The sequence below is a fragment of the Bacillus sp. ISL-77 genome (assembly GCF_018613105.1).
In genome coordinates this window covers 1-21,973 of sequence record NZ_JAGGQY010000043.1, presented here as the reverse complement: position 1 = coordinate 21,973, position 21,973 = coordinate 1, and the positions used below count along the sequence as shown (strand labels likewise).

The 21,973-nt window shown below is 44.2% G+C and carries 25 protein-coding genes; 17 read left to right on the top strand and 8 right to left on the bottom strand.

Features of this window, described 5'->3' with window-relative positions:
* Positions 1-40: 40 nt before the first annotated feature.
* The 3 genes from bshB2 to pdxK form a co-directional block, all read right to left on the bottom strand.
* Positions 41-709, bottom strand: a complete 669-nt coding sequence (gene bshB2, locus J7E77_RS17745; protein WP_214716080.1) for a bacillithiol biosynthesis deacetylase BshB2 — start codon at positions 707-709, stop codon at positions 41-43.
* A 29-nt stretch (positions 710-738) separates the two neighbouring features.
* On the bottom strand, positions 739-1,071 hold the full coding sequence (locus J7E77_RS17740; RefSeq protein ID WP_374102987.1) for a YojF family protein: 333 nt from the start codon (positions 1,069-1,071) through the stop codon (positions 739-741).
* Between the two features lie 193 nt (positions 1,072-1,264).
* Complete coding sequence (gene pdxK, locus J7E77_RS17735; RefSeq protein WP_214716078.1) at positions 1,265-2,107, bottom strand: pyridoxine/pyridoxal/pyridoxamine kinase; 843 nt, start codon at positions 2,105-2,107, stop codon at positions 1,265-1,267.
* A gap of 263 nt (positions 2,108-2,370) precedes the next feature.
* Between pdxK and J7E77_RS30680 the strand changes: the two genes are divergently transcribed.
* From J7E77_RS30680 to J7E77_RS17690, 9 genes are all read left to right on the top strand, one after another.
* Positions 2,371-2,679: a hypothetical protein gene (locus tag J7E77_RS30680; RefSeq protein WP_251028102.1), complete on the top strand. Its 309-nt coding sequence runs from the start codon at positions 2,371-2,373 to the stop codon at positions 2,677-2,679.
* 12 nt (positions 2,680-2,691) lie between these two features.
* Positions 2,692-3,321 carry a molybdenum cofactor guanylyltransferase gene (gene mobA / locus J7E77_RS17725; RefSeq protein ID WP_251026501.1) on the top strand — a complete coding sequence of 210 codons (630 nt, stop codon included), beginning with the start codon at positions 2,692-2,694 and terminating at the stop codon, positions 3,319-3,321.
* Positions 3,322-3,338: 17 nt separating this feature from the next.
* Positions 3,339-4,571 carry a molybdopterin molybdotransferase MoeA gene (locus J7E77_RS17720; protein ID WP_214716077.1) on the top strand — a complete coding sequence of 411 codons (1,233 nt, stop codon included), beginning with the start codon at positions 3,339-3,341 and terminating at the stop codon, positions 4,569-4,571.
* A 13-nt stretch (positions 4,572-4,584) separates the two neighbouring features.
* Positions 4,585-6,516, top strand: a complete 1,932-nt coding sequence (locus J7E77_RS17715; RefSeq protein WP_214716076.1) for a molybdopterin biosynthesis protein — start codon at positions 4,585-4,587, stop codon at positions 6,514-6,516.
* A 5-nt stretch (positions 6,517-6,521) separates the two neighbouring features.
* Positions 6,522-6,986, top strand: a complete 465-nt coding sequence (locus J7E77_RS17710) for a molybdenum cofactor biosynthesis protein MoaE (RefSeq protein ID WP_088084792.1) — start codon at positions 6,522-6,524, stop codon at positions 6,984-6,986.
* Positions 6,979-7,212 (top strand): molybdopterin converting factor subunit 1, encoded by a 234-nt coding sequence (moaD, locus tag J7E77_RS17705; protein WP_214716074.1) that lies wholly within the window; start codon positions 6,979-6,981, stop codon positions 7,210-7,212. The genes J7E77_RS17710 and moaD overlap by 8 nt, the downstream gene beginning before the upstream one ends.
* A gap of 183 nt (positions 7,213-7,395) precedes the next feature.
* A complete protein-coding gene (locus J7E77_RS17700; RefSeq protein WP_214716073.1) occupies positions 7,396-8,415 on the top strand; it encodes a thiazole biosynthesis adenylyltransferase ThiF in 1,020 nt (339 codons plus the stop codon).
* A gap of 175 nt (positions 8,416-8,590) precedes the next feature.
* Positions 8,591-8,911 (top strand): YwdI family protein, encoded by a 321-nt coding sequence (locus J7E77_RS17695; RefSeq protein WP_214716072.1) that lies wholly within the window; start codon positions 8,591-8,593, stop codon positions 8,909-8,911.
* Between the two features lie 19 nt (positions 8,912-8,930).
* A complete protein-coding gene (locus J7E77_RS17690) occupies positions 8,931-9,305 on the top strand; it encodes a DUF423 domain-containing protein (protein ID WP_214716071.1) in 375 nt (124 codons plus the stop codon).
* A 96-nt stretch (positions 9,306-9,401) separates the two neighbouring features.
* On the opposite strand, the gene gerQ is transcribed toward J7E77_RS17690, so the two are convergent.
* Together gerQ and hemQ are read right to left on the bottom strand one after the other, a co-directional pair.
* Positions 9,402-9,887: a spore coat protein GerQ gene (gerQ, locus tag J7E77_RS17685; RefSeq protein WP_251026500.1), complete on the bottom strand. Its 486-nt coding sequence runs from the start codon at positions 9,885-9,887 to the stop codon at positions 9,402-9,404.
* A gap of 232 nt (positions 9,888-10,119) precedes the next feature.
* Positions 10,120-10,863 carry a hydrogen peroxide-dependent heme synthase gene (hemQ, locus tag J7E77_RS17680; protein ID WP_168241325.1) on the bottom strand — a complete coding sequence of 248 codons (744 nt, stop codon included), beginning with the start codon at positions 10,861-10,863 and terminating at the stop codon, positions 10,120-10,122.
* A gap of 248 nt (positions 10,864-11,111) precedes the next feature.
* On the opposite strand from hemQ, the gene pta reads away from it, so the two are divergent.
* Positions 11,112-12,083: a phosphate acetyltransferase gene (gene pta, locus J7E77_RS17675; RefSeq protein WP_214716070.1), complete on the top strand. Its 972-nt coding sequence runs from the start codon at positions 11,112-11,114 to the stop codon at positions 12,081-12,083.
* 480 nt (positions 12,084-12,563) lie between these two features.
* On the top strand, positions 12,564-13,394 hold the full coding sequence (lipL, locus tag J7E77_RS17670; RefSeq protein ID WP_214716069.1) for an octanoyl-[GcvH]:protein N-octanoyltransferase: 831 nt from the start codon (positions 12,564-12,566) through the stop codon (positions 13,392-13,394).
* Positions 13,395-13,476: 82 nt separating this feature from the next.
* On the opposite strand, the gene J7E77_RS17665 is transcribed toward lipL, so the two are convergent.
* The gene (locus J7E77_RS17665) at positions 13,477-14,268 is read right to left on the bottom strand and encodes an RsfA family transcriptional regulator (protein WP_214716068.1); all 792 of its coding nucleotides are present in this window, start codon (positions 14,266-14,268) and stop codon (positions 13,477-13,479) included.
* Between the two features lie 273 nt (positions 14,269-14,541).
* Between J7E77_RS17665 and J7E77_RS17660 the strand changes: the two genes are divergently transcribed.
* The 3 genes from J7E77_RS17660 (at position 14,542) to J7E77_RS17650 (ending at position 16,796) form a co-directional block, all read left to right on the top strand.
* Positions 14,542-14,763 carry a YuzB family protein gene (locus J7E77_RS17660; protein ID WP_066248771.1) on the top strand — a complete coding sequence of 74 codons (222 nt, stop codon included), beginning with the start codon at positions 14,542-14,544 and terminating at the stop codon, positions 14,761-14,763.
* A gap of 170 nt (positions 14,764-14,933) precedes the next feature.
* Positions 14,934-16,232: an HD domain-containing protein gene (locus J7E77_RS17655; RefSeq protein ID WP_214716066.1), complete on the top strand. Its 1,299-nt coding sequence runs from the start codon at positions 14,934-14,936 to the stop codon at positions 16,230-16,232.
* A gap of 60 nt (positions 16,233-16,292) precedes the next feature.
* Positions 16,293-16,796 (top strand): YwgA family protein, encoded by a 504-nt coding sequence (locus J7E77_RS17650; RefSeq protein ID WP_214716064.1) that lies wholly within the window; start codon positions 16,293-16,295, stop codon positions 16,794-16,796.
* A gap of 191 nt (positions 16,797-16,987) precedes the next feature.
* Here J7E77_RS17650 and J7E77_RS17645 read toward each other — a convergent pair whose 3' ends face one another.
* On the bottom strand, positions 16,988-17,173 hold the full coding sequence (locus tag J7E77_RS17645; RefSeq protein ID WP_214716061.1) for a 2-hydroxymuconate tautomerase: 186 nt from the start codon (positions 17,171-17,173) through the stop codon (positions 16,988-16,990).
* A gap of 203 nt (positions 17,174-17,376) precedes the next feature.
* Here J7E77_RS17645 and J7E77_RS17640 point away from each other — a divergent pair, with 203 nt between their 5' ends.
* Positions 17,377-18,027 carry a site-2 protease family protein gene (locus tag J7E77_RS17640; protein WP_214716059.1) on the top strand — a complete coding sequence of 217 codons (651 nt, stop codon included), beginning with the start codon at positions 17,377-17,379 and terminating at the stop codon, positions 18,025-18,027.
* A gap of 15 nt (positions 18,028-18,042) precedes the next feature.
* Positions 18,043-18,552 carry a YwhD family protein gene (locus tag J7E77_RS17635; protein WP_214716057.1) on the top strand — a complete coding sequence of 170 codons (510 nt, stop codon included), beginning with the start codon at positions 18,043-18,045 and terminating at the stop codon, positions 18,550-18,552.
* A gap of 122 nt (positions 18,553-18,674) precedes the next feature.
* Here the strand turns inward: J7E77_RS17635 and J7E77_RS17630 are convergent, their stop codons facing one another.
* The gene (locus J7E77_RS17630; RefSeq protein WP_214716055.1) at positions 18,675-20,744 is read right to left on the bottom strand and encodes a transglycosylase domain-containing protein; all 2,070 of its coding nucleotides are present in this window, start codon (positions 20,742-20,744) and stop codon (positions 18,675-18,677) included.
* A 215-nt stretch (positions 20,745-20,959) separates the two neighbouring features.
* On the opposite strand from J7E77_RS17630, the gene speE reads away from it, so the two are divergent.
* Complete coding sequence (gene speE, locus J7E77_RS17625) at positions 20,960-21,787, top strand: spermidine synthase (protein ID WP_098260207.1); 828 nt, start codon at positions 20,960-20,962, stop codon at positions 21,785-21,787.
* The last annotated feature ends 186 nt before the right edge of the window (positions 21,788-21,973 follow it).

The window sequence follows — 21,973 nt, the reverse complement described above, 5'->3', positions numbered from 1 at the left end:
CATTGAAAAAAGCCCTTCGCTATGAAGGGCTTTTCATTTGCTAATCAAATTTGTACGTCCAGAATCGTTCGTTGTTGATCCACTTCATCATTTGCGGGTCTTGATTTTTCAACTTCTCTTCCATACCAATAAACATCTGCTCGGTTTGCGACCGGTGAGCTTGGATGGCAGCCAGTTTTGTTTCTGCGACGGGGCTAATATCATTGACGATGTCTGGTTCCCCAATTTCGTCTACACAATTATTCGAAAAGGCGACACAGTGTAAGGTTGGCCGCACGGCAGCAGGCATCTTCCCAACTGCCCGAACAACCGCCGCACCGGTGGCATCGTGGTCAGGATGAACGGAATAGCCTGGATAAAAGGTAATAATAAGGGAAGGGTTGACTTCCTCAATCAAAGCTAACATTTTGTTGGCGAGTTTCTCTTCGTCTTCGAATTCAATCGTTTTATCACGGAATCCAAGCATGCGCAGGTCTTGAATGCCCAACACCCGAGCCGCTTCCTTCAATTCCTCTTTCCTAATTTTCGGCAGGTTTTCACGATTGGTAAACGGGGGATTCCCCATGTTTCGTCCCATTTCTCCTAAGGTTAAACACGCATAGGTGACAGGAGTGCCATTCTGTACATGGGTCGCAATCGTCCCGGACACACCAAATGCCTCATCATCAGGGTGCGGAAAAACGACCAAGAGGTGACGTTCTTTTTCCATAAATCATTCTCCTTTCGGGCCTTGCCTCATTATTCAAAGGGGGTGCTGGAAATCTCCAAGGCAACCGCCAGTTTTCCTGCATTATCATGACCGGCTAACAGGAGGTGATTGTCTTCGTCTATTTCGTAATGTGTAATCCCTTCTGCATAAATCCAGCCAAGGTTGATCTTCAAACCAACCCGAAACGGGCCATTCCCTGTTATTTTTCCTAATTCATAACGGACAAGCGCATTGCGGATGAATGCACCAGCGGAAAAAAATGATTGGTCGTTATGTGATGCATAGGCACCGTTTGTCGTTTCAAGGTGAATGTAGACATCTTTATTGGCAAAGCTCGTAATCGCAGCCTGTACGCCTTTCATATCAATAGGTTCCAAAGTGCAACCTCCTTTCCCTTCATAAATAGAATGATTAAGTCTAATGTCTATTTTAGTTAATAATGTAACTATCATACTAGAATCAGGAAAAAAATGCGAAATCAATGCTCGGTGCCTGACACCAAAAGATGACATCAAAAGAAAGAGCCGATCAATCGACCGGCTCTTTTCTCTATGGTTATTCAACACAATCTTCACAGTACTCTGTTTTTGAAAGTCCACTGCGGTAGGCACCATGCCAGGTTGGACCGACATATTGGTTTAGCTTGAAGCCTTGCTGGATGGCGGCTGTAATAAACTCTTTCGCGACATCGACAGCATCATAAACGGATTTCCCTTTGGCTAATTCAGCAGTAATCGCTGATGAGTAGGTACAGCCTGCTCCGTGCGTGTAGGTAGTTGCAAACTTTTCAGACTCATACAGCATAAAGTCCTTTCCATCATAAAGCAGGTCAATTGCTTTTTCTTCTGATTGGAGTTTACCGCCGCCCTTAATCAACACGAATTTTGCCCCTTGCTCGTGGATTTTTACCGCTGCTTCCTTCATTTCCGCAACAGTACGCGGAGTCTTCATTCCTGCAAGCTGTCCGGCTTCAAACAAATTGGGAGTAACCACTAGCGCGCGTGGTAAGAGAAACTCGCGCATCGCATCAGTCGTTTCTGGATTTAAGACCTCATCTTCCCCTTTGCAAACCATAACCGGATCAATGACGACACGCTCCAGTTTATTTTCATCCATTTTTCGCGCCGCTAATTCGATAATTTCAACCGTACCAAGCATGCCCGTTTTCATTGCATCAATGCCAACCGAAAGAATCGTTTCTAGTTGAGTCTCAAGGGTATCAACCGCAATCGGAAACACGTTATGGTGCCAATTGTTTTTCGGATCCATCGTTACAATCGATGTCAGCGCCGTCATTCCATAGACGCCAAGCTCCTGAAATGTTTTTAAGTCTGCTTGAATTCCTGCGCCGCCGCTGGTATCAGAGCCCGCAATCGTCATTACTTTTTTGATCGTCATATGTAGTCCTCCTTCTTAACTAAAACCTCTTACTTAGTATAGAACAATTTTATAAATTTAACAGAATTCACGCGAGGACAAGACTAGGTAAATCGATTTGGAAGCAATAGTTGACAATAAAATGACAAGTGCCTCCTTTGTACTATTTACACGGATTTAGAGTGACAATTGTTACTTCTGAAAAACTAGGTCAGAAGTACGATAGGAATAAACGTTATGTCAATGTCATTTTATGAAGTATTTCCTGAAGAGGAGAGAAAACAATGAACCATAAAGGTTGTCCCGATGAATATCCTATTTCCTTGCTTATTAACGTCTACGAAATCGCTGTTTTTCAACTGACAAAATACAACCTAGACGATTGGACCTATGGATATTTGTTTTCTGAAGGCGATGCGGTATCGCAAATTCAAGTTTGCGAAAAATGTAATGGCTATATTAAAATTATTGATATACGACAATATATTGAAAAACCATCAGCAGCCTTACTAGATTTAAACTCGATCCACTTGGATTATGTTGCACAGGAAAATGGCTATCATGCGGTGGGCGAGAAGAAAGATTTGAATTAAGAGGGTGCTCGAATGATGAAGGCAGCGGCTATTATTTTATCAGGTGGAAAATCAAGCAGGATGGGCACCAATAAAGCGCTTTTAAAAATAAACGAAAAAACCAGCATTGAGAGAATTGCCGATACGCTAAAGTTGTCCTTTAATGATATAATTCTTGTAACCAATCATCCTGAAGACTATCAATTTTTAGGATTGAAGATGGTCTCGGATTATTATCCAGATAAAGGACCGCTTGCAGGGGTTCATGCCGGCTTGCTGTCTTCCAATTATGATACGAATTTTATTGTAGCTTGTGATATGCCATTTGTTTCAGGAGAACTTGCAGAGGTGCTCGTTCAAAAATGCGGCGATTATGATGCGGTTATCCCCGTTATTAATGGAATCCAGCACCCTTTATTTGCCGTCTTCCAAAAGAGGGTGGCAGATGAGGTTGCAGATAGGATCGAAGCGGACCGTCTCCGGATGAAGCATTTGCTCGATCACTTAAACGTTTTATATGTAACAGAAAAAGACCTTCACTCAAACAGTATTGACTTAGAACGAGTCTTTTTTAATATGAATCACCCAAACGAGTATGAAGACGCCAAAAAGTGGGCTGAAGCGGATTTTCCCCGCTTTAACGGGCAGAACAAGGAAGTATAAGGGGGAAAAAGGGAACCATGCAATTTTTCAAAGTAAAAACAGTGGAAGAAACATTTGCCTTAATCGAGGAAAAAATACCGGCAACCAAGCAAACCGAAGTACGGGTGCTCGAAGAGGCGCTTCACTATATCCTCGCTGAACCAGTGATTGCACAGGAAAATGTGCCGAGTTTTGATCGTTCAACGGTGGATGGATATGCTGTTCGTGCCAAGGATACGTATGGTTCTTCCGAATCCATGCCAGGCTTCCTTACGGTTACAGGGGAAGTGAAAATGGGTGAGGTTCCAACTGCACAAGCCGGCCCAGGTAAAGCGGTCTATGTGCCAACGGGCGGGATGCTTCCGATCGGAAGTGACAGCGTTATCATGATTGAGCATTGTGAAGAGGTCGATACACTATTAAATACATACAAGCAGATTGCACCCGGAGAAAACGTGATTCGGGCTGGGGAAGATATTAAAGAAGGCGAAACGCTTCTTACGGCAGGCACGAAACTTCGTCCGCAGGAGCTAGGGGCACTCGCTTCTTTAGGGGTTACGACTGTAACGGTCTACCGCAAAGTAAAAGTCGGTTACCTTTCGTCGGGTGATGAAATTGTTCCCTATCAAACAAAAAAACTAGTAGAAGGGCAAATTCGCGATATCAACTATTTGACGATTTCAGGATCTTCGAGCGAATGGAATGTGGATGTCTTATATGGAGGCATTGTCCGTGATGATTTTGAGGAGTTTAAACAAAAGGCCCGTGAACTCTATCATCAGGTAGATTGTTTAATCCTTTCCGGCGGAAGCTCGGTCGGCGCAAAGGATTATACCACGGATGTCATCCAGTCTTTAGGCGACCCGGGAGTTTTTGTCCACGGTATTTCGATTAAGCCGGGGAAACCGACGATTCTGGCAATGGCTAATGGGAAACCAGTGATAGGACTGCCAGGTCATCCGGCCTCTGCGATGATTATCTTTAAGCTGTTTGGCGAGCAAATTTTACGAAAATTAAAGGGCGAGGACTCGCGGCGGAAACCGGAGCGTATTTTTGCTAGAATCACAAAAAATATTCCTTCCTCACCAGGACGGTCTGATTATATTCGGGTCCGTTTATTTGAAAAAGAAGGGGAATGGTGGGCTGAGCCGATTATTGGCAAGTCCGGTTTAATTACAACCTTGGTCAAAAGCGATGGAATTGTTGAGATTAGTTCAGAAAAAGAGGGAATTTCACAGGGGGAATACGTACCTGTGTTTGTCTCACGATAAGGGGGGCTAAGCAGTGAATTATAAAAACTTTAAACGAAAAATATATTTAGAAGATAAACCCCGAGCACAAGCTAGAGAGGAAATTCTCGCAGCTCATGTCCTGACCCCTGAAAAGGAAGAAATCTCAACGATTAACGCGTTGGGCCGTGTGACAGCTGAACCCATTTTTGCACGGGTCTCGATGCCGCATTACCATGCCAGCGCAATGGATGGAATTGCGGTCATGGCTGAAAATACCTATACAGCCCATGAGCAAAATCCACTTCGTCTGAAACGGGGCGAAGAATTTTGTTATGTTGATACGGGGAACGCGATCCCTTCACCGTTTAACGCCGTCATTATGATTGAGCATGTCGATTGTCTTGATGAGGAAACGATTGAAATTATCGAGCCAGCAACCCCTTGGCAGCATATTCGTCCGATTGGCGAAGACGTGGTTCAAGAGGAAATGCTTTTTCCACAAGGGCATATCATCAGGCCAGCTGATTTAGGTGTCCTATTAGCAGGACAGCAAACCGTCATTCCTGTTGCAAAAAAGCCTGTCGTGACGATTATTCCGACCGGGAATGAACTGGTTGAAGCCAATGCAGAGTTAGCACCTGGACAGATCATTGAATTTAATGGCTCTGTATTTGCTGGCTTCATTAAGGATTGGGGCGGAGAACCGAACCTCCTTCCGATTGTGAAGGACGAACCGGAAAAAATTAAAGAAGTACTTTTAGAAGCAGCTGAGACCTCTGATATCATCGTCATTAATGCGGGTTCATCAGCAGGCTCGAAGGACTACACGGTCCACATTATTGGCGAAATCGGCGAAGTCTTTACCCATGGGGTCGCCGCACGGCCAGGCAAACCTGTCATTTTAGGAAAAATAAATGGGAAGATCGTTGTCGGAGTTCCGGGCTATCCAGTCTCGGCTTATTTGGCGCTCGAGTGGTTTGTCAGACCGCTTATCTGCAAGTACCTGCAAATCCCTGAACCCAAAAGGCAGACCGTGACCGTCAAGCTAGGGCGCCGCATCGTTTCGTCCATGGGTGCGGAGGACTTCGTACGAATGAATATCGGCTATGTGAATGGACAGTTCGTTGCCAATCCGCTGACAAGAGCGGCAGGAGTGGCCATGTCGTATGTCAGGGCAGATGGCCTGTTAATCGTCCCAGCTAACATTATTGGTTACGAACAAGGGGATCTAGCCGAAGTAGAACTTATGCGTCCGCTTGAGGAAATCAAACAGGCGATTGTGTTTTGCGGCAGCCATGATTTGACGATTGACCTGTTGTCGTCACGCTTAAAACAGGTGCGGACCGACATGAAAATTGTCTCTTCCCATGTCGGCAGTATGGCAGGCATCATGGCGATTCGAAAAGGAGAGGCCCATGTAGCCGGTATTCATTTGCTTGACCCAAGTACAAAAGAATATAATATCTCCTATATAAACAAACTATTAGCCGGTCAAGACGTCGTTCTGTATCCATTTTTAAAAAGAAAGCAAGGCTGGATCCTTCCAAAGGGCAATCCGCTTGGCATTGAATCAGCGGCTGACTTAGCCCGTGTGAATGCGAATTACGTCAACCGTCAAAAAGGAGCGGGAACCCGAATCCTCTTTGATCTTTTACTCGAGGAAGGGTGCCTGACACCAGAAGATATTACCGGTTATGACCGGGAAATGTTTTCTCATTTAGCGGTAGCAGCGGAAGTGAACGGTGATGCGCACGGGGCAGGTCTCGGGATTTATCCTGCTGCAAAAGCTATGGACCTAGATTTTGTGCCTGTTGCTGATGAAGAATATGATTTGCTGATGACGAGAGGCTTTTATGAGAGCGAAAGCGGCAAGCTGCTAATGGCAATAATCCAATCGAATGCGTTTAAAGAACAAGTCGAAAAAATTGGCGGTTACCAAGTGGTCGAAAATGCAGAGCTTAAGTGCTTGGGTGTAGAGGTGTAATCAGGATGATGTATCAAATATCAAAGGAACCAATCGATATTCAAGCAGTAATTGATAAGGTGGTCCAGCGCGAAGCTGGTGCGATTACGACGTTTATCGGTACCGTTCGGGAATTAACGAAGGGTAAAAAAACGTTGTTTTTAATCTATGAAGCGTACGAAGCGATGGCTGTGAAGAAGCTCGAGCAGATTGGCCAGGAAATTGAACAGCGCTGGGAAGGTTCATGCGTTGCAATCACCCACCGGGTCGGCCGTTTAGATATAACCGATGTAGCGGTGGTCATTGCCGTCTCGACGCCGCACCGTGCTGATGCCTATGAAGCCAACCGCTATGCAATTGAACGGATCAAGGAAATCGTCCCGATCTGGAAGAAAGAGCATTGGGAAGAAGGCGAAGCATGGATGGGCAATCAGCTGGAAACCGTCGCCTACCCAAGCGGCAAGCCTGAGGAGAGTGACTTAAATGAATAAGGTACTATTTTTTGCCCATTTACGTGACGCAGTCGGCGAAGAGTTTCTTTCCGTCGATGCCAGTGGAAAAACGGTGGCAGAATTAAAAGCGGAGTTATCGGCTAAATATAACCTGCCGAAAATGGACACCGTGATGACTGCGGTCAATGAAGAATTTGCCTCGAACGATGAAGTCATTAGAGATGGTGATGAAATTGCCTTTATTCCGCCAGTAAGCGGGGGATGAGCATCAATTTGAGGGTTGATTTTTGAATGCGCAAATAAAACCCTTTGATGCGCAAATAAAACCTTTCAATCCGCAAATAAAGCTCCTCAATCCGCAAATAAAACCTTTCAATGCGCAAATAAAAAGGGGAAATTCGTAAATAGCTCGCTGATTGGCGGGTTTTCTTTTAGAAAGGGGAAAATCATGAACGAACGGTATTCACGGCAGTTCCTCTTTCCTGGGATTGGTAAAGAAGGACAAGCTAAGATTAGCCGCAAGCATATACTGATCATCGGCGCAGGGGCCTTAGGGTCAGGAAGTGCTGAGGTGTTGACCCGGGCCGGCGTTGGCAAGATTACGATAATTGACCGAGATTATGTTGAGGCCAGCAATCTGCAGCGCCAGCAGCTCTATACCGAAGAAGATGTCGCCGAGAAACTTCCGAAAGCTGCAGCGGCGGAAAAACGCTTGCGGGCGATTAACTCCGATGTGGAAGTGGTTTCGATCATCGGTGATGCCACCCCTGAATTGCTGGAGGAACTTATCCTTGGTGTCGATGTGATGATCGATGCGACGGATAATTTCGAAACCCGGATGGCGATGAATGATGTCTCACAAAAATACAAGGTCCCGTGGATCTATGGGGCCTGCGTCGGCAGCTTTGGAATGACGTTTTCAATGATCCCAGGAAAAACGCCGTGCTTAAATTGTCTGTTGCGCCAGGTTCCGCTTCAGGGGATGACCTGCGATACGGGCGGGATTATTTCTCCTGCCGTGCAAATGGTAATCGCCCATCAGACAGCGGAAGCGCTGAAGATGCTAGTCGATGATTGGGATGCGGTGCGGACTTCGTTTGTCAGCTTTGATTTATGGAGAAATCAATATACAAGCTTAAAGATGTCTAAGGCAAAGTTTGCCGGCTGCTTGTCGTGCGGCGAGGAACGGACGTATCCATATCTTGATCGTGAAAATATGACGAAAACTACGGTACTGTGCGGCCGTGATACGGTGCAAATCCGCCCTTCGACCAAAGGGGAGATATCGTTGGAGCGCCTTGCTGGACAACTTAGTACACTTGGTTATGTGGTGAAGGGAAACCCCTATTTGGTGTCGGTTGAAATGGGCGAAGAACGGATGGTTATTTTTCAAGATTGCCGTGCCCTTATTCACGGGACAAAGGATTTGACCCATGCCAAATCGATTTACCAGCGGATCTTAGGATAAGCTATGACCTGTACCTTTAGTGGTACGGGTTTTTCTTTGTCAACATTCGAGGTGTTTCACGTGAAACAATGGAGATCATGTCGAAGTTTCTGCCAATTCAGCGGGCTAATTTTTCGAAAAAAAGGTCATACTCATGTAGAATAGAAACGAGACTGAAATTTGAGGTGCTTGATAAGTGAATATATCCGTCCAAAAACTATTAACGAAAATAGAAGCAGAATTGAAGCTGGCGAAAACCAGCACGAAGGAAGAAAGCTTGCGGGAAAAAGTTTACTCTATTAAAATATTATGCGAGTTGCTGCTAGACGAAAAACCGTCACTGACAAGCGAGATTCCTGCGGCCCCAATGCCTGCAGTTCAACCTGCCATCTCGTTCCAGGCTTACCAACAGCCTGTAATGAACCAACCAATCGTTCAACAAGCACCAACATTACAGCAACCGAAAAAACTTGACATGGAAGACGAAGCAAACGGGGATTCGTTATTTGATTTTTAACAAAGGGGGAGATTTATAGATGAAAGTATTTATTATAGTAGGAGCCATCAACGCCTTTATAGCGGTTGCTTTGGGTGCCTTTGGTGCCCATGGGTTAAAAGACAAACTGGATGCACATTATTTAGATATTTGGAAAACAGGGGTCACCTATCAAATGTTCCACGCGATAGGTATATTAATGATCGGGCTGCTGATTGGTAAAGTAGCTGCCGCCAGTCCGCAATTCACCTGGTCAGGATGGTTAATGCTGGTCGGTATTATCTTTTTTAGCGGCAGTTTGTATGTTTTAAGCTTAACGAAGATTGGCGTCCTAGGGGCGATCACACCCATTGGAGGAGTATGCTTCTTAGCAGCCTGGATCCTCATGGTAATCGGTGCGGTAAAACATCTGTAATAGAAAGTAAGTCATTGGGCAACGCTCCCAATGACTTTTTTTGTCTGGAAAAATAAAACACCAATTGTGGGTCAATTGGTGTTTGTTTGAAATGATTTATCTTGGCGGGTAAGTAGCTAATGGCGGAGCGCTGCCGTATGGATATTCATACTCGATTTCCTCAGAAAATTGGACGTAATCGACGGCTACCATTGGGATAAGGTAACGGGCCCCGGTTTGTGGGTCACTTAAGATAACATGGTCTCTTCCTGCCGCTTCAATAATCCCTTTAAATTCCTTAGCATTCCATTGATTGTTCCCCTCGAATGTGGCAAAGACAGTTACCAATTTCCCTTTATTTAAGCGTAAAATATTTTCGATGTACGACTGCTCAATTGGCAGCATGCCTGGTGCTTGCGATGGCGGTGCAGATGGTGCCCCTGCTCCTGCTCCTGCCCCGGCGGGTGGAAATTGTGGGAATCCTTGTGCACCAGGTGCGGGATAAAAGCTTTGCCCGCCCCCCGGCATCCCTTGAGCTCCCTGTTGTTGCCCTGCAGCTCCAGTAAAAGGCTGATATCCCTGTGGATTGTAGTATTGATTCATCTTTTTCCCTCCTAAAAAGTGAATAAAACAAGTGGCCCAACATCCTATTAATACTCCCTTAATCCCACATATGTGCCAACGGGGGAAAATAAACTTTTTTCCCCTTGAGATTAGTGGTGTTCTTTCTTAGACTCGCTGTTTAAATAGTATGAGCACACAGGGCGAAATATGACTAGCTAATGAGGGGGAAACAGCAAAAAGGTCCCCAGCCGAAGCTGAGGACTTTTATATATTACACATGTAAGAAATTTGCCACGCGTTCTTCTTCTAGCAGGTTACCAACAAAGAACGAGCCGAATTCTCCGTATCGAGCACTTACTTCATCAAAACGCATTTCATAGACAAGCTTTTTAAATTGAAGGACATCCTCCGCAAACAAAGTAACGCCCCATTCATAATCATCAAAACCAACGGAACCAGTGATAATTTGCTTTACTTTACCAGCGTATGTACGACCAATCATTCCGTGGCTGCGCATTAAACTTTTGCGCTCTTCCATCGGCAGCATGTACCAGTTATCGTTGCCCTCGCGTTTCTTATCCATTGGATAGAAGCAGACATATTTGGTCTTAGGCAGCGTCGGGTACAGACGGGCTAAAATTTGCGGGTTTTGATATGGATCCTCACCAGCAGGTAAATAGTTACTTAACTCGACCACTGAAACATAAGAATGTGCAGGCATCGTGAATTCAGCCAATCTTGTTTTATTGAATTCGGTTTCAATTTGGTTTAGTTCTTCCATTGTTGGACGCAGAATCATCATCATAAAATCTGCCTTTTGACCAACAATTGTATATAAAGCATGGCTGCCTTCTTTACGTTCCTGTGTAGCATTCCACTTCTCAACGAGACTTAAAAACTCGTGGATCGCTGCCTGGCGCTCATCACTAGGGAGCATTTTCCAAGTTGTCCAATCAACGGTACGGAAATCATGGAGGCAATACCAGCCATCAAGCGTTACTGCTGCTTCACTCATTATAATCACTCCTAAATAATCATTCTTCTTATTTACATTCATTACTATATCATAGTTTGACCCAGTGACGCGCGAATAAACCTTTCTAAATAGGCAAATGGATATTTTTATGGGAAAAAGTAAATTCTAAAACCTAGAGTGTAATTTTTTGAAAAGATAAACTTTTAGCTGGTGTGAGTGATATCCTTGAAATTTAAAAAAGGTTAAGTATGCTAATTAGGTAGGTTTATTAAGGGAGGATTTTAGTCGTGAGTGATTTATTTGAAGGATTAAAGCAAAAAGTTTCTGGACGTGATTTGAGAATCGTTTTTCCAGAAGGATTAGACGAACGGATTGTCAGAGCTGCAGGTCGTTTGGCTTCAGAAAAATTAATGACACCGATCTTGATTGGCAACATCGAACAGGTTCAGGCCAAAGCGGCAGAGGTTGGCGTATCGCTCGACGATGCGGAAATTTATGACCCTGCGAGCTATGCGGGCATGGACGAGTTGGTGGCTGCGTTTGTGGACCGCCGCAAAGGGAAAGTAACCGAAGAGAATGCCCGGAAAATTTTGCTCGATGGAAACTATTTCGGCACGATGCTTGTTTATTTAAATAAAGCACACGGCCTTGTCAGCGGTGCGGCCCACTCCACAGCGGATACGGTGCGCCCTGCGTTACAGATTATCAAGACAAAAGAAGGCGTCAAGAAAACGTCGGGTGTGTTCATCATGGTTCGTGAGGATGAAAAGTATGTGTTCGCCGATTGTGCAATTAATATTGCACCAGACAGCAATGATTTAGCTGAAATTGCGATTGAAAGCTCGAAGACAGCCAATATGTTTGATATCGAACCGCGCATTGCGATGCTCAGTTTTTCGACGAAGGGTTCAGCAAAATCACCGGAAACGGAACGAGTGGCAGCGGCAGTAGAAGAAGCCAAGCGTCGTGACCCATCACTTGTCTTGGACGGAGAATTTCAGTTTGATGCAGCGTTTGTTCCGTCTGTTGCAAAAAGTAAGGCACCGAATTCACCGCTGCAAGGGGATGCGAATGTGTTCATTTTCCCTAGCCTTGAAGCAGGAAATATTGGCTATAAAATTGCACAGCGCTTAGGCGGCTTTGAAGCGGTCGGACCGATTTTACAGGGCTTAAATGCACCAGTAAACGATCTATCACGCGGTTGTAATGAAGAAGACGTCTACAAACTGGCGTTAATTACAGCGGCGCAAGGATTATAAGAGGTTTGAGAAGGGCTTGTCCACGGGTGGTGGGCTGGCTTTTTTTAGTGATTGTAAATACTTTATTGATAAAAGAAGAGCGCTGCATTTACCGAAAAGAGTGAAAAAGAGCGTTAACGGTAAATGAAAAAGGGTTACATTTACCGAAGAGAGAAAAAAAGAGCGTTAACGGTAAATGAAAGAGGGTTACATTTACCGAAGAGAGTGAAAAAGAGCGTTAACGGTAAATGAAAAAGGGTTACATTTACCGAAGAGAGAAAAAAAGAGCGTTAACGGTAAATGAAAGAGGGTTACATTTACCGAAGAGAGAAAAAAAGAGCGTTAACGGTAAATGAAAAAGGGTTACATTTACCGAAAGGAGAAAAAAATAGCTCTAACGGTAAATGAAAAGCCGCTTTAGTGACCGAACGAGGTCCAATCTGTTTTATTTTGCTTCTTTTTGTTAAAATAAGTCTATCAAATCAGTAAGGAGTTACTCATATGGAAGGGTTACTACGTCAACCGCAATGGCGAATCATCGATCAATCCGCTGTTGGCATTCATTTTCAAGCATTACAATCATTTGGAACGGATGATACCCTGTGTGCATCGGTCGGATCGGGGCAGGCACCGGCAACCGCACGGACATGGGTCCACCACAATACCATCGTCCTCGGTATCCAGGATACCAAATTGCCATTTTTACAAGCAGGCATTCAATTTATACAGGAGCAAGGCTATCAATCAATTGTTAGAAATTCCGGCGGCCTCGCTGTCGTCCTGGATGAAGGCGTCCTCAATATCTCGTTAATTTTTCCAGAGGCGGAAAAAGGGATTGATATTAATCGCGGCTATGAGACGATGTGGCAGCTCATTCAAAACATGTTTGCGGACTTCCCGCACCAGATTGAGGCCAGGGAAATTATCGGCTCATATTGCCCAGGAAGTTACGACCTGAGTATCGATGGGAAAAAGTTTGCCGGTATCTCTCAGCGCCGCCTTAAAAAAGGGGTTGCCGTTCAGATCTATCTTTGTGTGAATGGCAGCGGCCAAAAACGGGCCGAGCTGGTCAGGCAATTTTACAAACTAGCAAAACAAGAGGAAGAAACAAAATTTGCCTATCCGGAAATTGTCCCTTCTGTCATGGCATCACTTGCGGAATTGCTCGGGACCGATTTGACTATCGGCGATGTAATGCTCCGTCTATTAAACCAGTTAAAGGAAAATAGTGAATTTTTATATGCTGGGCCATTGAATGACTATGAGCTGGCGTTATTTCCCGGTTATTATCAAAGGGTCATTGATCGTAATGAAAAAATCGCCGCCATGTAAAAAGCCGCAAATCCCACCCGAGTGGAATTGCGGCTTTTTTTCAAAGAGATGTTGCGCGTTTGCTCTTCTCCCTATTCTCTATTTATTCTGCTACTTTTTCAAGATTCCCGTTACGGTCCATTTTGAATTTAGTCGCTGGTCTTTCTTCTTCTTCAAATAAAACAAGCTTGCGGGCGCGGTTCATAATCTTCATTAAGGTCTCGTAATCTTCCTGAATTGTTTCGGTATTCTGCTCAAGCCCCGCGATTTTTGCTGACATTTCTTCATTGTGACGCCTTACCTCAGCCAGCTCTCTTTTCAATCTTTCATTCTCACTTTTTAATGCTTCATTTTGCAGATTGGCATGATGAAAGTTTTGCAAATAAGTAATGACGGAATCAAGCGAAAGCCCTGTGGTATTTGCCTGCCGGTACGTTTGGACGGATGGTTGAACGGGTGCCTGTGCTTGAACTGGCGCTTGTGTTTGGACGGAAGCAGCAGGCTTTACATAAGTTTCTTCTGCCATTTCTGCCGTCATATCTGGCAGTTCAAACGAAGTTTCGAGCGGCATTTCAACTTCCATTGGCATCGTTTCAAACTCCGGTGTTCCCGTGAGCGGCGGACTATACAGCAGCTTCTTCTTGCCGCCCTGATCTTTTCCTAAAACTCGTTGTCTTTGTTTCCGTTGCTTTTTGGCTAACTGCAATGCCTTTTCATAGCGGTGACGGACGACAGCGTTCCATCTGAACCCACACGCGGCAGAAGTACGATTCAGTTTATCGCCCACTTCTTCAAAAGCGTTCAGCTGGGTACTTCCTTCTCTTACATGCCTAAGGACAGTCTCGGCTAAAAGCAAATCATTCTCATCTGTCCATGCATCTTGACGAACTTTCATATTTTCAACTCCCTATTATAGTTTTTTTGATGAACCCGCCAATGTATCTTGACGAGTTTTTAAAAGTTCTAGTCTTAGGATGGACAAGTTTATGAGCCTTTATACCAAAATGGTTGCAAGGATAGTAGATTTTTTTCGCGAGTTTAGTAAAGATTGCAACTTGCAATCGAAAACAAGAAAATGTAAAATACCATAGGAGTTAATCGGTTGTTTTAAGTAATCCATACTGGATAAAATATAGATAGAGAGTGACAAAAGAAAGGGTTGTAACAAATGTCCAATGAATTTCGCGTTTGTGATGATTGTCAGGCCGTGAATTTGAAGACATTAATCCCTCGGTTGAAAGAACTGGATCCGGATGCTGAAGTGAAAATTGGCTGCCAATCCTATTGCGGACCAGGCCGGAAAAAGACCTTTGCCTTCGTTAATAACCGCCCGGTTGCCGCATTAACGGAAGAGGAATTAATGGAAAAAGTGAATAAAAAGATAAAATAGTCACCTTTGTCAAATAAACTTAGGTGATTTTTTTTCTCATCAATGTCGAAAAATCCTGTAGAATTTTGCTGAAAACTGGGTGGTTTTTGGGATATAATAGGAAATATATAGGCGAAGGGCTCTGGAAGCCCTACGCGCCAGGAACTAGTATACGAGGAAGAGGGAAGTCTATGGCATATTCGGCGGAAAAGCTAAGTGAAGAAAAAGTATTTAAAGACCCCGTCCACCGCTACGTCCATGTACGTGACCTGGCCATCTGGGATTTAATTGGCACAAAAGAGTTTCAGCGCTTGCGGCGCATCAAACAGCTCGGAACCACTTTTTTAACCTTTCACGGCGCAGAGCACAGCCGCTTCAACCATTCACTAGGTGTCTATGAAATTGTCCGCCGTATCATTGATGATGTGTTTGCGGGAAGGCCGGAATGGAACGATGACGAACGCCTGTTGACCCTATGCGCGGCCCTGCTCCATGACCTCGGCCACGGACCGTTTTCTCATTCCTTTGAAAAAGTGTTTGATTTCGATCATGAGGAGTTCACCCGGAAGATTATTTTAGGAGATACCGAAGTGAATAAGGTACTGTTGAAGATTGGTAAAGATTTTCCTGAAAAAGTAGCAGAAGTGATCGCGAAAACTTCAGAGAAAAAGCTAGTGGTCAGCCTTATTTCCAGTCAAATTGATGCCGACCGGATGGATTATTTGCAGCGAGATGCCTATTTTACGGGTGTCAGCTATGGTCAGTTTGATATGGAACGGATCCTGCGGGTGATGAGGCCGCGCGAGGATCAAGTGGTGATCAAAAAAAGCGGGATGCATGCAGTGGAAGATTATATAATGAGCCGCTACCAGATGTATTGGCAGGTCTATTTTCATCCGGTGTCGCGCAGTGCGGAGGTTATTTTGACAAAAATTCTCCACCGCGCCAAGCAATTATTTGAAGAAAACTATTCTTTTAAATATGAACCGATCCACTTTACTTCGATCTTCAATGAAAAAGTAACCTTAGAAGACTATTTAAAATTAGATGAATCCGTGATTTTATATTATTTTCAAATTTGGCAAGAGGAAACTGACCCAATTATAAGTGACCTCTGCCGGCGGTTTGTGAATCGCAATCTATTTAAGTATGCCGAATTTGATCCTGCGAAAGAATACAAAAAGCTCGCCGAATTAGGTTCCTTATTCAAAAAGGCAGGGATTGATCCTGAATACTATTTAGTTGTCGATTCCTCGTCGGATTTGCCGTATGATTTCTACCGTCCTGGAGAGGAAGAGGAACGGCTGCCGATTCATTTGTTGATGCATAATGGGGAACTGAAGGAGCTTTCTAGAGAGTCAGAGATCGTTGATGCGATCTCGGGGAAAAGAAGAACGGATCACAAGCTCTATTACCCGGCTGATTTCCTAGAGGATGACTCGTCCAAAAAGAATGTCAAAAAGCAAATCCGTGCCCTTTTAGAGCTATAGAACGATTGGTGCCTGACACCCAATATTGATCTGTTGAGATGGAGTAGGAGATGACGAACGTTGTTAAATGATCACGCGAAGCTGATGCAGGCGGTTATGGTTTCCGGTGAAATTATCGGACGAAAAAAGCTGCAAAAGATGATATATATTGCCAAAAAGGTGGCATTCCCTTTTCATGAGCGGTTCCAGTTTCATTTTTATGGCCCCTACTCAGAGGAATTGACGTTACGGGTCGAAGAGCTATGTAATATGGGATTTCTCAATGAGGTGAAGGAGAAAAAGGGCGGTTATTTTCAGTATCGCTATACATTGACGGAGCCGGGAAAAGAATTTTTAAGTGTGAATGAGGTTGAGATGCCGTTTTTGCAGGATTGCCTGGTGGATATGAATGAGCAGAATGCTAGATTCTTGGAGTTAGTTTCCACGATTTTATATTTTGATAATCTTTCAAAAGAAGAAGTATCGAACAAGGTGTTTACATTAAAAGCAAGTCAGCGCTATACGGAAGCGGAAATCGATGAGGCCTATCAATATATCGAATCCTTAAAAGGTAAAATTCAATAAGTTATGTTAAACAACGCTTGGACAGCTGCGTGCACGGGGGTCCGGGGGGTGTTTTTTGAGTCCTTCGGAAGAACCTTACGAAGGACATTTCACCTGTTCACTTTTGAGGTTTTGTCCATCGTCACCGGTCCGAACCAAAAAGGTGTCAGGCACCATGTGAGATTTTCACATGGTGCCTGACACCGCTATCTTTATTGGTCGCTTTTTCTGACGCCGGCAATTCCAAGATTGCTTTTGCTCATTTCATCGATCATTACGTGGATGGCTTCTTTGGGTGCGCCTGTTGTTTCGCTGACTGCGTCAGTTACTCTTGAAACAAGTTCACGCTTCTGTTCATCGGTACGTCCTTCAAGCATTTTTACGGTAACATATGGCATGTTTTTTTCCTCCTATATAACGCTTTCGCTTTTCTATTTTAGTTTTCCATAATTCGACGAAAAGTGCAATAATAGATGACGCTTTTGATTTTCTTTTTATAAACGGTTTCATGTATACTAAAAGGAATATAGTTTAGATAGAAAAACGGAGTTTGTGCACCATACAAAGTGTGCCATCCGTTAGAGATGGAAGGAGATACGCGTTGGAAAATTTTCTTGCCTATCCACTTAGCATGATTCCCTATTTGGCAATAACTCTGATGATTGCCTTTACGTTTCACGAATTTGCTCACGCGTTTGTTGCCTATAAATTCGGGGACATGACGGCAAAAAACCAAGGACGCTTGACGCTGAATCCACTCAAGCACCTGGATCCGATTGGAACGATTTTAATTTTCATTGCCGGCTTTGGCTGGGCTCGTCCGGTTCCGGTTAATCGCTTTTTCTTTAAAAAGCCTCGCCTGGCAGGAATTCTCGTTTCCATTGCAGGGCCGCTCAGCAATCTTATTTTAGCTTCGTTAGGCTTCATTGTTGCGTTTGGATTAAACCGATCCGGGGTCATCGCACCAGATAGTTTCTATGATTTCCTCGAAATATTTATCCGGCTTAATATTGTTCTATTTATTTTTAACCTGTTACCCTTTCCACCGCTCGATGGTTACCGGATTGTTGAGGATTTAGCCCCCACCCATGTTCGGGCAAAAATGACCCAGTATGAACAGTACGGTGCGTTGATCTTCTTAATTTTAGTTTTTACACCCCTTGATAAATTTACAATTGAGCCTATTTTTGGGGTGGTCATCCCTTGGGTGTGGGATGGGTTAAGTAATTTCTTTAGTATGTTGTTTTTTTAGGAGGCTTGCGTTTTAATGGATGAAAAAAAGAAGAAGCTTGGTTTTAATATTATAAAAAGTGACCCGACGGATGGCCATAAAGGCTATGGAAAAGGTGCTTTGAGCCTTGATAATGTGTCGCCGGTTATCATTGATGTCGATGCAGGTGAAGCTGAGATTGATGTCGGTGCGATGCATGCACGCAGCGTCGTGGAAAAGGGAATTAAATTTTTGAAAACGCAAGAAGAGGTTCCGAACGGGAAACCGTATTGGCTTGTGTGGGTAACGATTGACCGCAAGCAAGAAGGTCCGTACTACGCCGGTGTGACGGCCTGCTTTATGACGGTTGACCGGGAGATTCGGCGCGGCTACAAATCCTTGCCTGAACACGTGAACCGCATGGATAAGTCTTTGAAACGCCATATCATTGTGGACGACATGGATGCGAATTCGAAAAAGGTGTTAGCCGATTTCTTACGCAGTCACAATGAGGTCTTGTGGAACAACTCGACGGATGAGCTAAAACGTGGTTTATTGGCCGAATAAAAAATAAATGCTTGTAGTTTTTTCAAAAGGTATAGTATTATAAGCAGTGTAAAAACGCTTTAAAACTAGGACAAGAAAAGCTCCGGAAAAATTTTCCGGAGCTTTTCTATATTTAGATTTGTTTAACTCCATGGCATGATTTTTTTATACCATGGCACTTTCTTGTTAGAGTCCTTATGATTTGCAGGCGCGGATTCATGATGGTTGAGATGCTCCGTGCAGTATTCGGTTGGCTCCGTTCCAGCGACAAAATAGGTAAAGCGGCGCACTGGACAATCCTTTGTCGCCAGTTTGCCATTTTCTGGATTGGCATACACCCCTTTGACACCTTCTTTCGGCGCTTTAAACGCCTTCACGGGCTTCCCTTTTAAGGCTTCTTCCATAAAATTTGCCCAGATATTCTTGGCGTATGTTTTTTCTGCGACCAGCTCAATCGGTTTTCCCATATCGTAGCCGGCCCAAACGGCGGTAACCAGCTGCGGCGAGTAGCCGATCATCCAGCTATCCGTTTCCGTTGAGCCTGATTTACCTGCATAGGGGCGCGAAATATCCTTAATGACCGTGCTGCCGGTTACCTTGGCATAGCCATTTAACTTCGGATCAAAAATCCCCGTCAACATCTGCGTCATTACAAAGGCCTTTGCTGGGTCCAAGACCTTTTCCGTCTCATTTTCTTTTTCAAAAATGACATTGCCATTGTAGTCTTCCACTCTGGTAATTAAGGTTGGATTCACCTTTTTCCCACCGTTTGCCAATAGACTATAGGCATTCGCCATTTCAATAACCCGTACTCCTGAAGTCCCCAATGCGAGTGAGGGAACACGAGCCATTTTTGATGAAAGGCCAAATTTCCTAGCCGTTTCAATTAAGGTCTCTTCTCCTAAAAATAAATGCGTTTTGACGGCAAAAATATTATCAGAAACAGCGAGCGCTTGGGCGAGGGTGATTTCTCCGTCGGCATACTTATTGTTAAAGTTATGCGGGGTATAATCAGCCTGGCCATCGTCAAAATGGAAGGTCGTAAACTCACTGCGCATCGTCGAGGATGGAGTGAACCCCTGCTCAAGGGCTGCGTAATAAAGCAGCGGCTTGATCGTGGAGCCTGGCTGCCTGATCGCCTGAACAGCGCGGTTAAATGGGCTCTTTTCATAATCCCTGCCGCCGACCATCGCTTTCACATAACCGTTTTTTGGATCCATTGCCACGAGTCCCACTTGAATTTCCGAGAGATTCGCGACATTTTTATGAACCTGATTTTCAGCTGCCTCCTGCTGTTTGCGATTAAGCGTGGTATAGACTTTTAATCCGCCAAGGGCAATCGTGCGGTCATCTAAATGTAATTGATTTTTTAAGGCATTTCTGACAGCATCCTGAAAATAAGGAGCTACCTTCACTTTTTGTGTGTTATGAGCGCCGACAATTGTCAGCGGCTGCATGGCAGCATCTATTGCTTCCTTTTTCTTGATGTAATGATTCGTCACCATGCTTTTCAAAATAATCGTCTGGCGCTTTTTCGCATGTTCCATCGAGGCAAGCGGAGAGTAGATTCCCGGCCCCTTTGGAATTCCAGCGAGCATGCTCGCTTCCGCGAGGTTTAAGTCAGCTGCATCTTTTCCAAAATAATATTGGCTGGCCGCCTGTACACCATAGGCACCGTTGCCATAATAAATCGTATTTAAATAGCCTTCGAGAATTTCCTTTTTTGAATAATTCATCTCAATGCGGATCGTATAAAAAGCCTCGTGCAGCTTCCGTGTCCACGTTTTATCGTGTTCGAGAAATAGATTTCGGGCATATTGCTGGGTAATTGTGCTTGCCCCCTGTACCTTTGCGAAGGCTTGAATATCGGCTAGGACAGCACCCCCAATACGCTTAAAATCGAAGCCATGGTGCTCGTAAAAATTTTTATCCTCAATCGAGATCGTTGCCGCGACAATATCCGGTGAAATATCCTCTAACCGGGCCCAATACCGTTTTTGGCCACTATTACTTTCACCAATCAATGTCCCGTCATCCGCGAAGAAAAGTGTCGATTGCGGCACGGCGAGCGGCGGTGCACCGAGGATTTTTGCATAGGCCAGAATCCCAAGGAAGAGAATTAGCATACAAATCATGCCTATCAAACTGATGATAATAGCTGCCCGCAAATATTTAATCGTCTTCCGAAACCCTTGATCAGTCATGATTTCCACTATATCTCACCACCATATTTCCAGATTTTAAAAAAATAGATAGTAATAGTATTGAAAAAATAGAGTCATTTTAAACATTTAATGTAGGATTTATTTAAATTTTGCTAGACTTTTTGGTGTGATTGTAATTCAATAGTTTGGGTACTATAAAATTGAAGTGATTACTTTGTAATTAACTAGAGGTTTAAATAGAATGAAGTGAAAGGAAGATGAACATGTCAATTTGGTTTACAGAAAAGCAAACCGAAAACTTTGGAATCACCATGAAAGTAAATAAAACCTTACATACAGAACAAACGGAATTTCAAAAGCTCGATATGATTGAAACAGAAGAGTGGGGCAACATGCTGTTATTAGACGACATGGTGATGACTTCTGTCCGCGATGAGTTTGTTTACCATGAAATGGTGGCACACGTTCCTTTATTTACACACCCGAACCCTGAGAACGTTCTTGTTGTCGGCGGCGGTGATGGCGGTGTGATTCGTGAAGTGTTAAAGCACCCAAGCGTGAAGAAAGCAACGCTTGTTGATATTGATGGCAAAGTAATTGAGTACTCAAAGAAATTCCTTCCGGAGATTGCCGGGATGCTTGATGACCCGCGCGTGGATGTCCAAGTCGACGACGGATTCATGCACATTGCCAACAGCGAAAATGAGTATGACGTTATTATGGTTGACTCAACCGAACCAGTCGGACCAGCGGTTAACCTATTTACAAAAGGATTCTATGCAGGAATTTCGAAGGCGTTGAAAGAAGACGGAATCTTTGTGGCTCAGTCTGATAATCCGTGGTTTAAAGCGGATTTAATTCGCAACGTACAGCGCGATGTTCGTGAAATCTTCCCAATTACACGTCTATATGTTGCAAATATCCCAACATACCCAAGCGGCTTATGGGCCTTCACGATCGGATCAAAGAAATACGATCCATTAGAAGTAAGCGAAGACCGCTTCCACGAAATCGAAACAAAATACTACACAAAAGAACTTCACAAAGCAGCATTCGTACTGCCTAAATTTGTTGGCGATTTATTGAAGTAATATCGAGGGGGGCAGTCCCCGTTATAGAGATTATTGGAGACAAAAAGGGGCTAAAAAAGCATCAAAGTGTCGCCAATAAAGTCTCTAATCGACCGAACTCGAAGAAAAAGAAGCCTTCAGGTCACGTAAAGAGGTTCTACGTGACCGAACTCGAAGAAAAAGAAGCCTTCAGGTCACGTAGAGGGG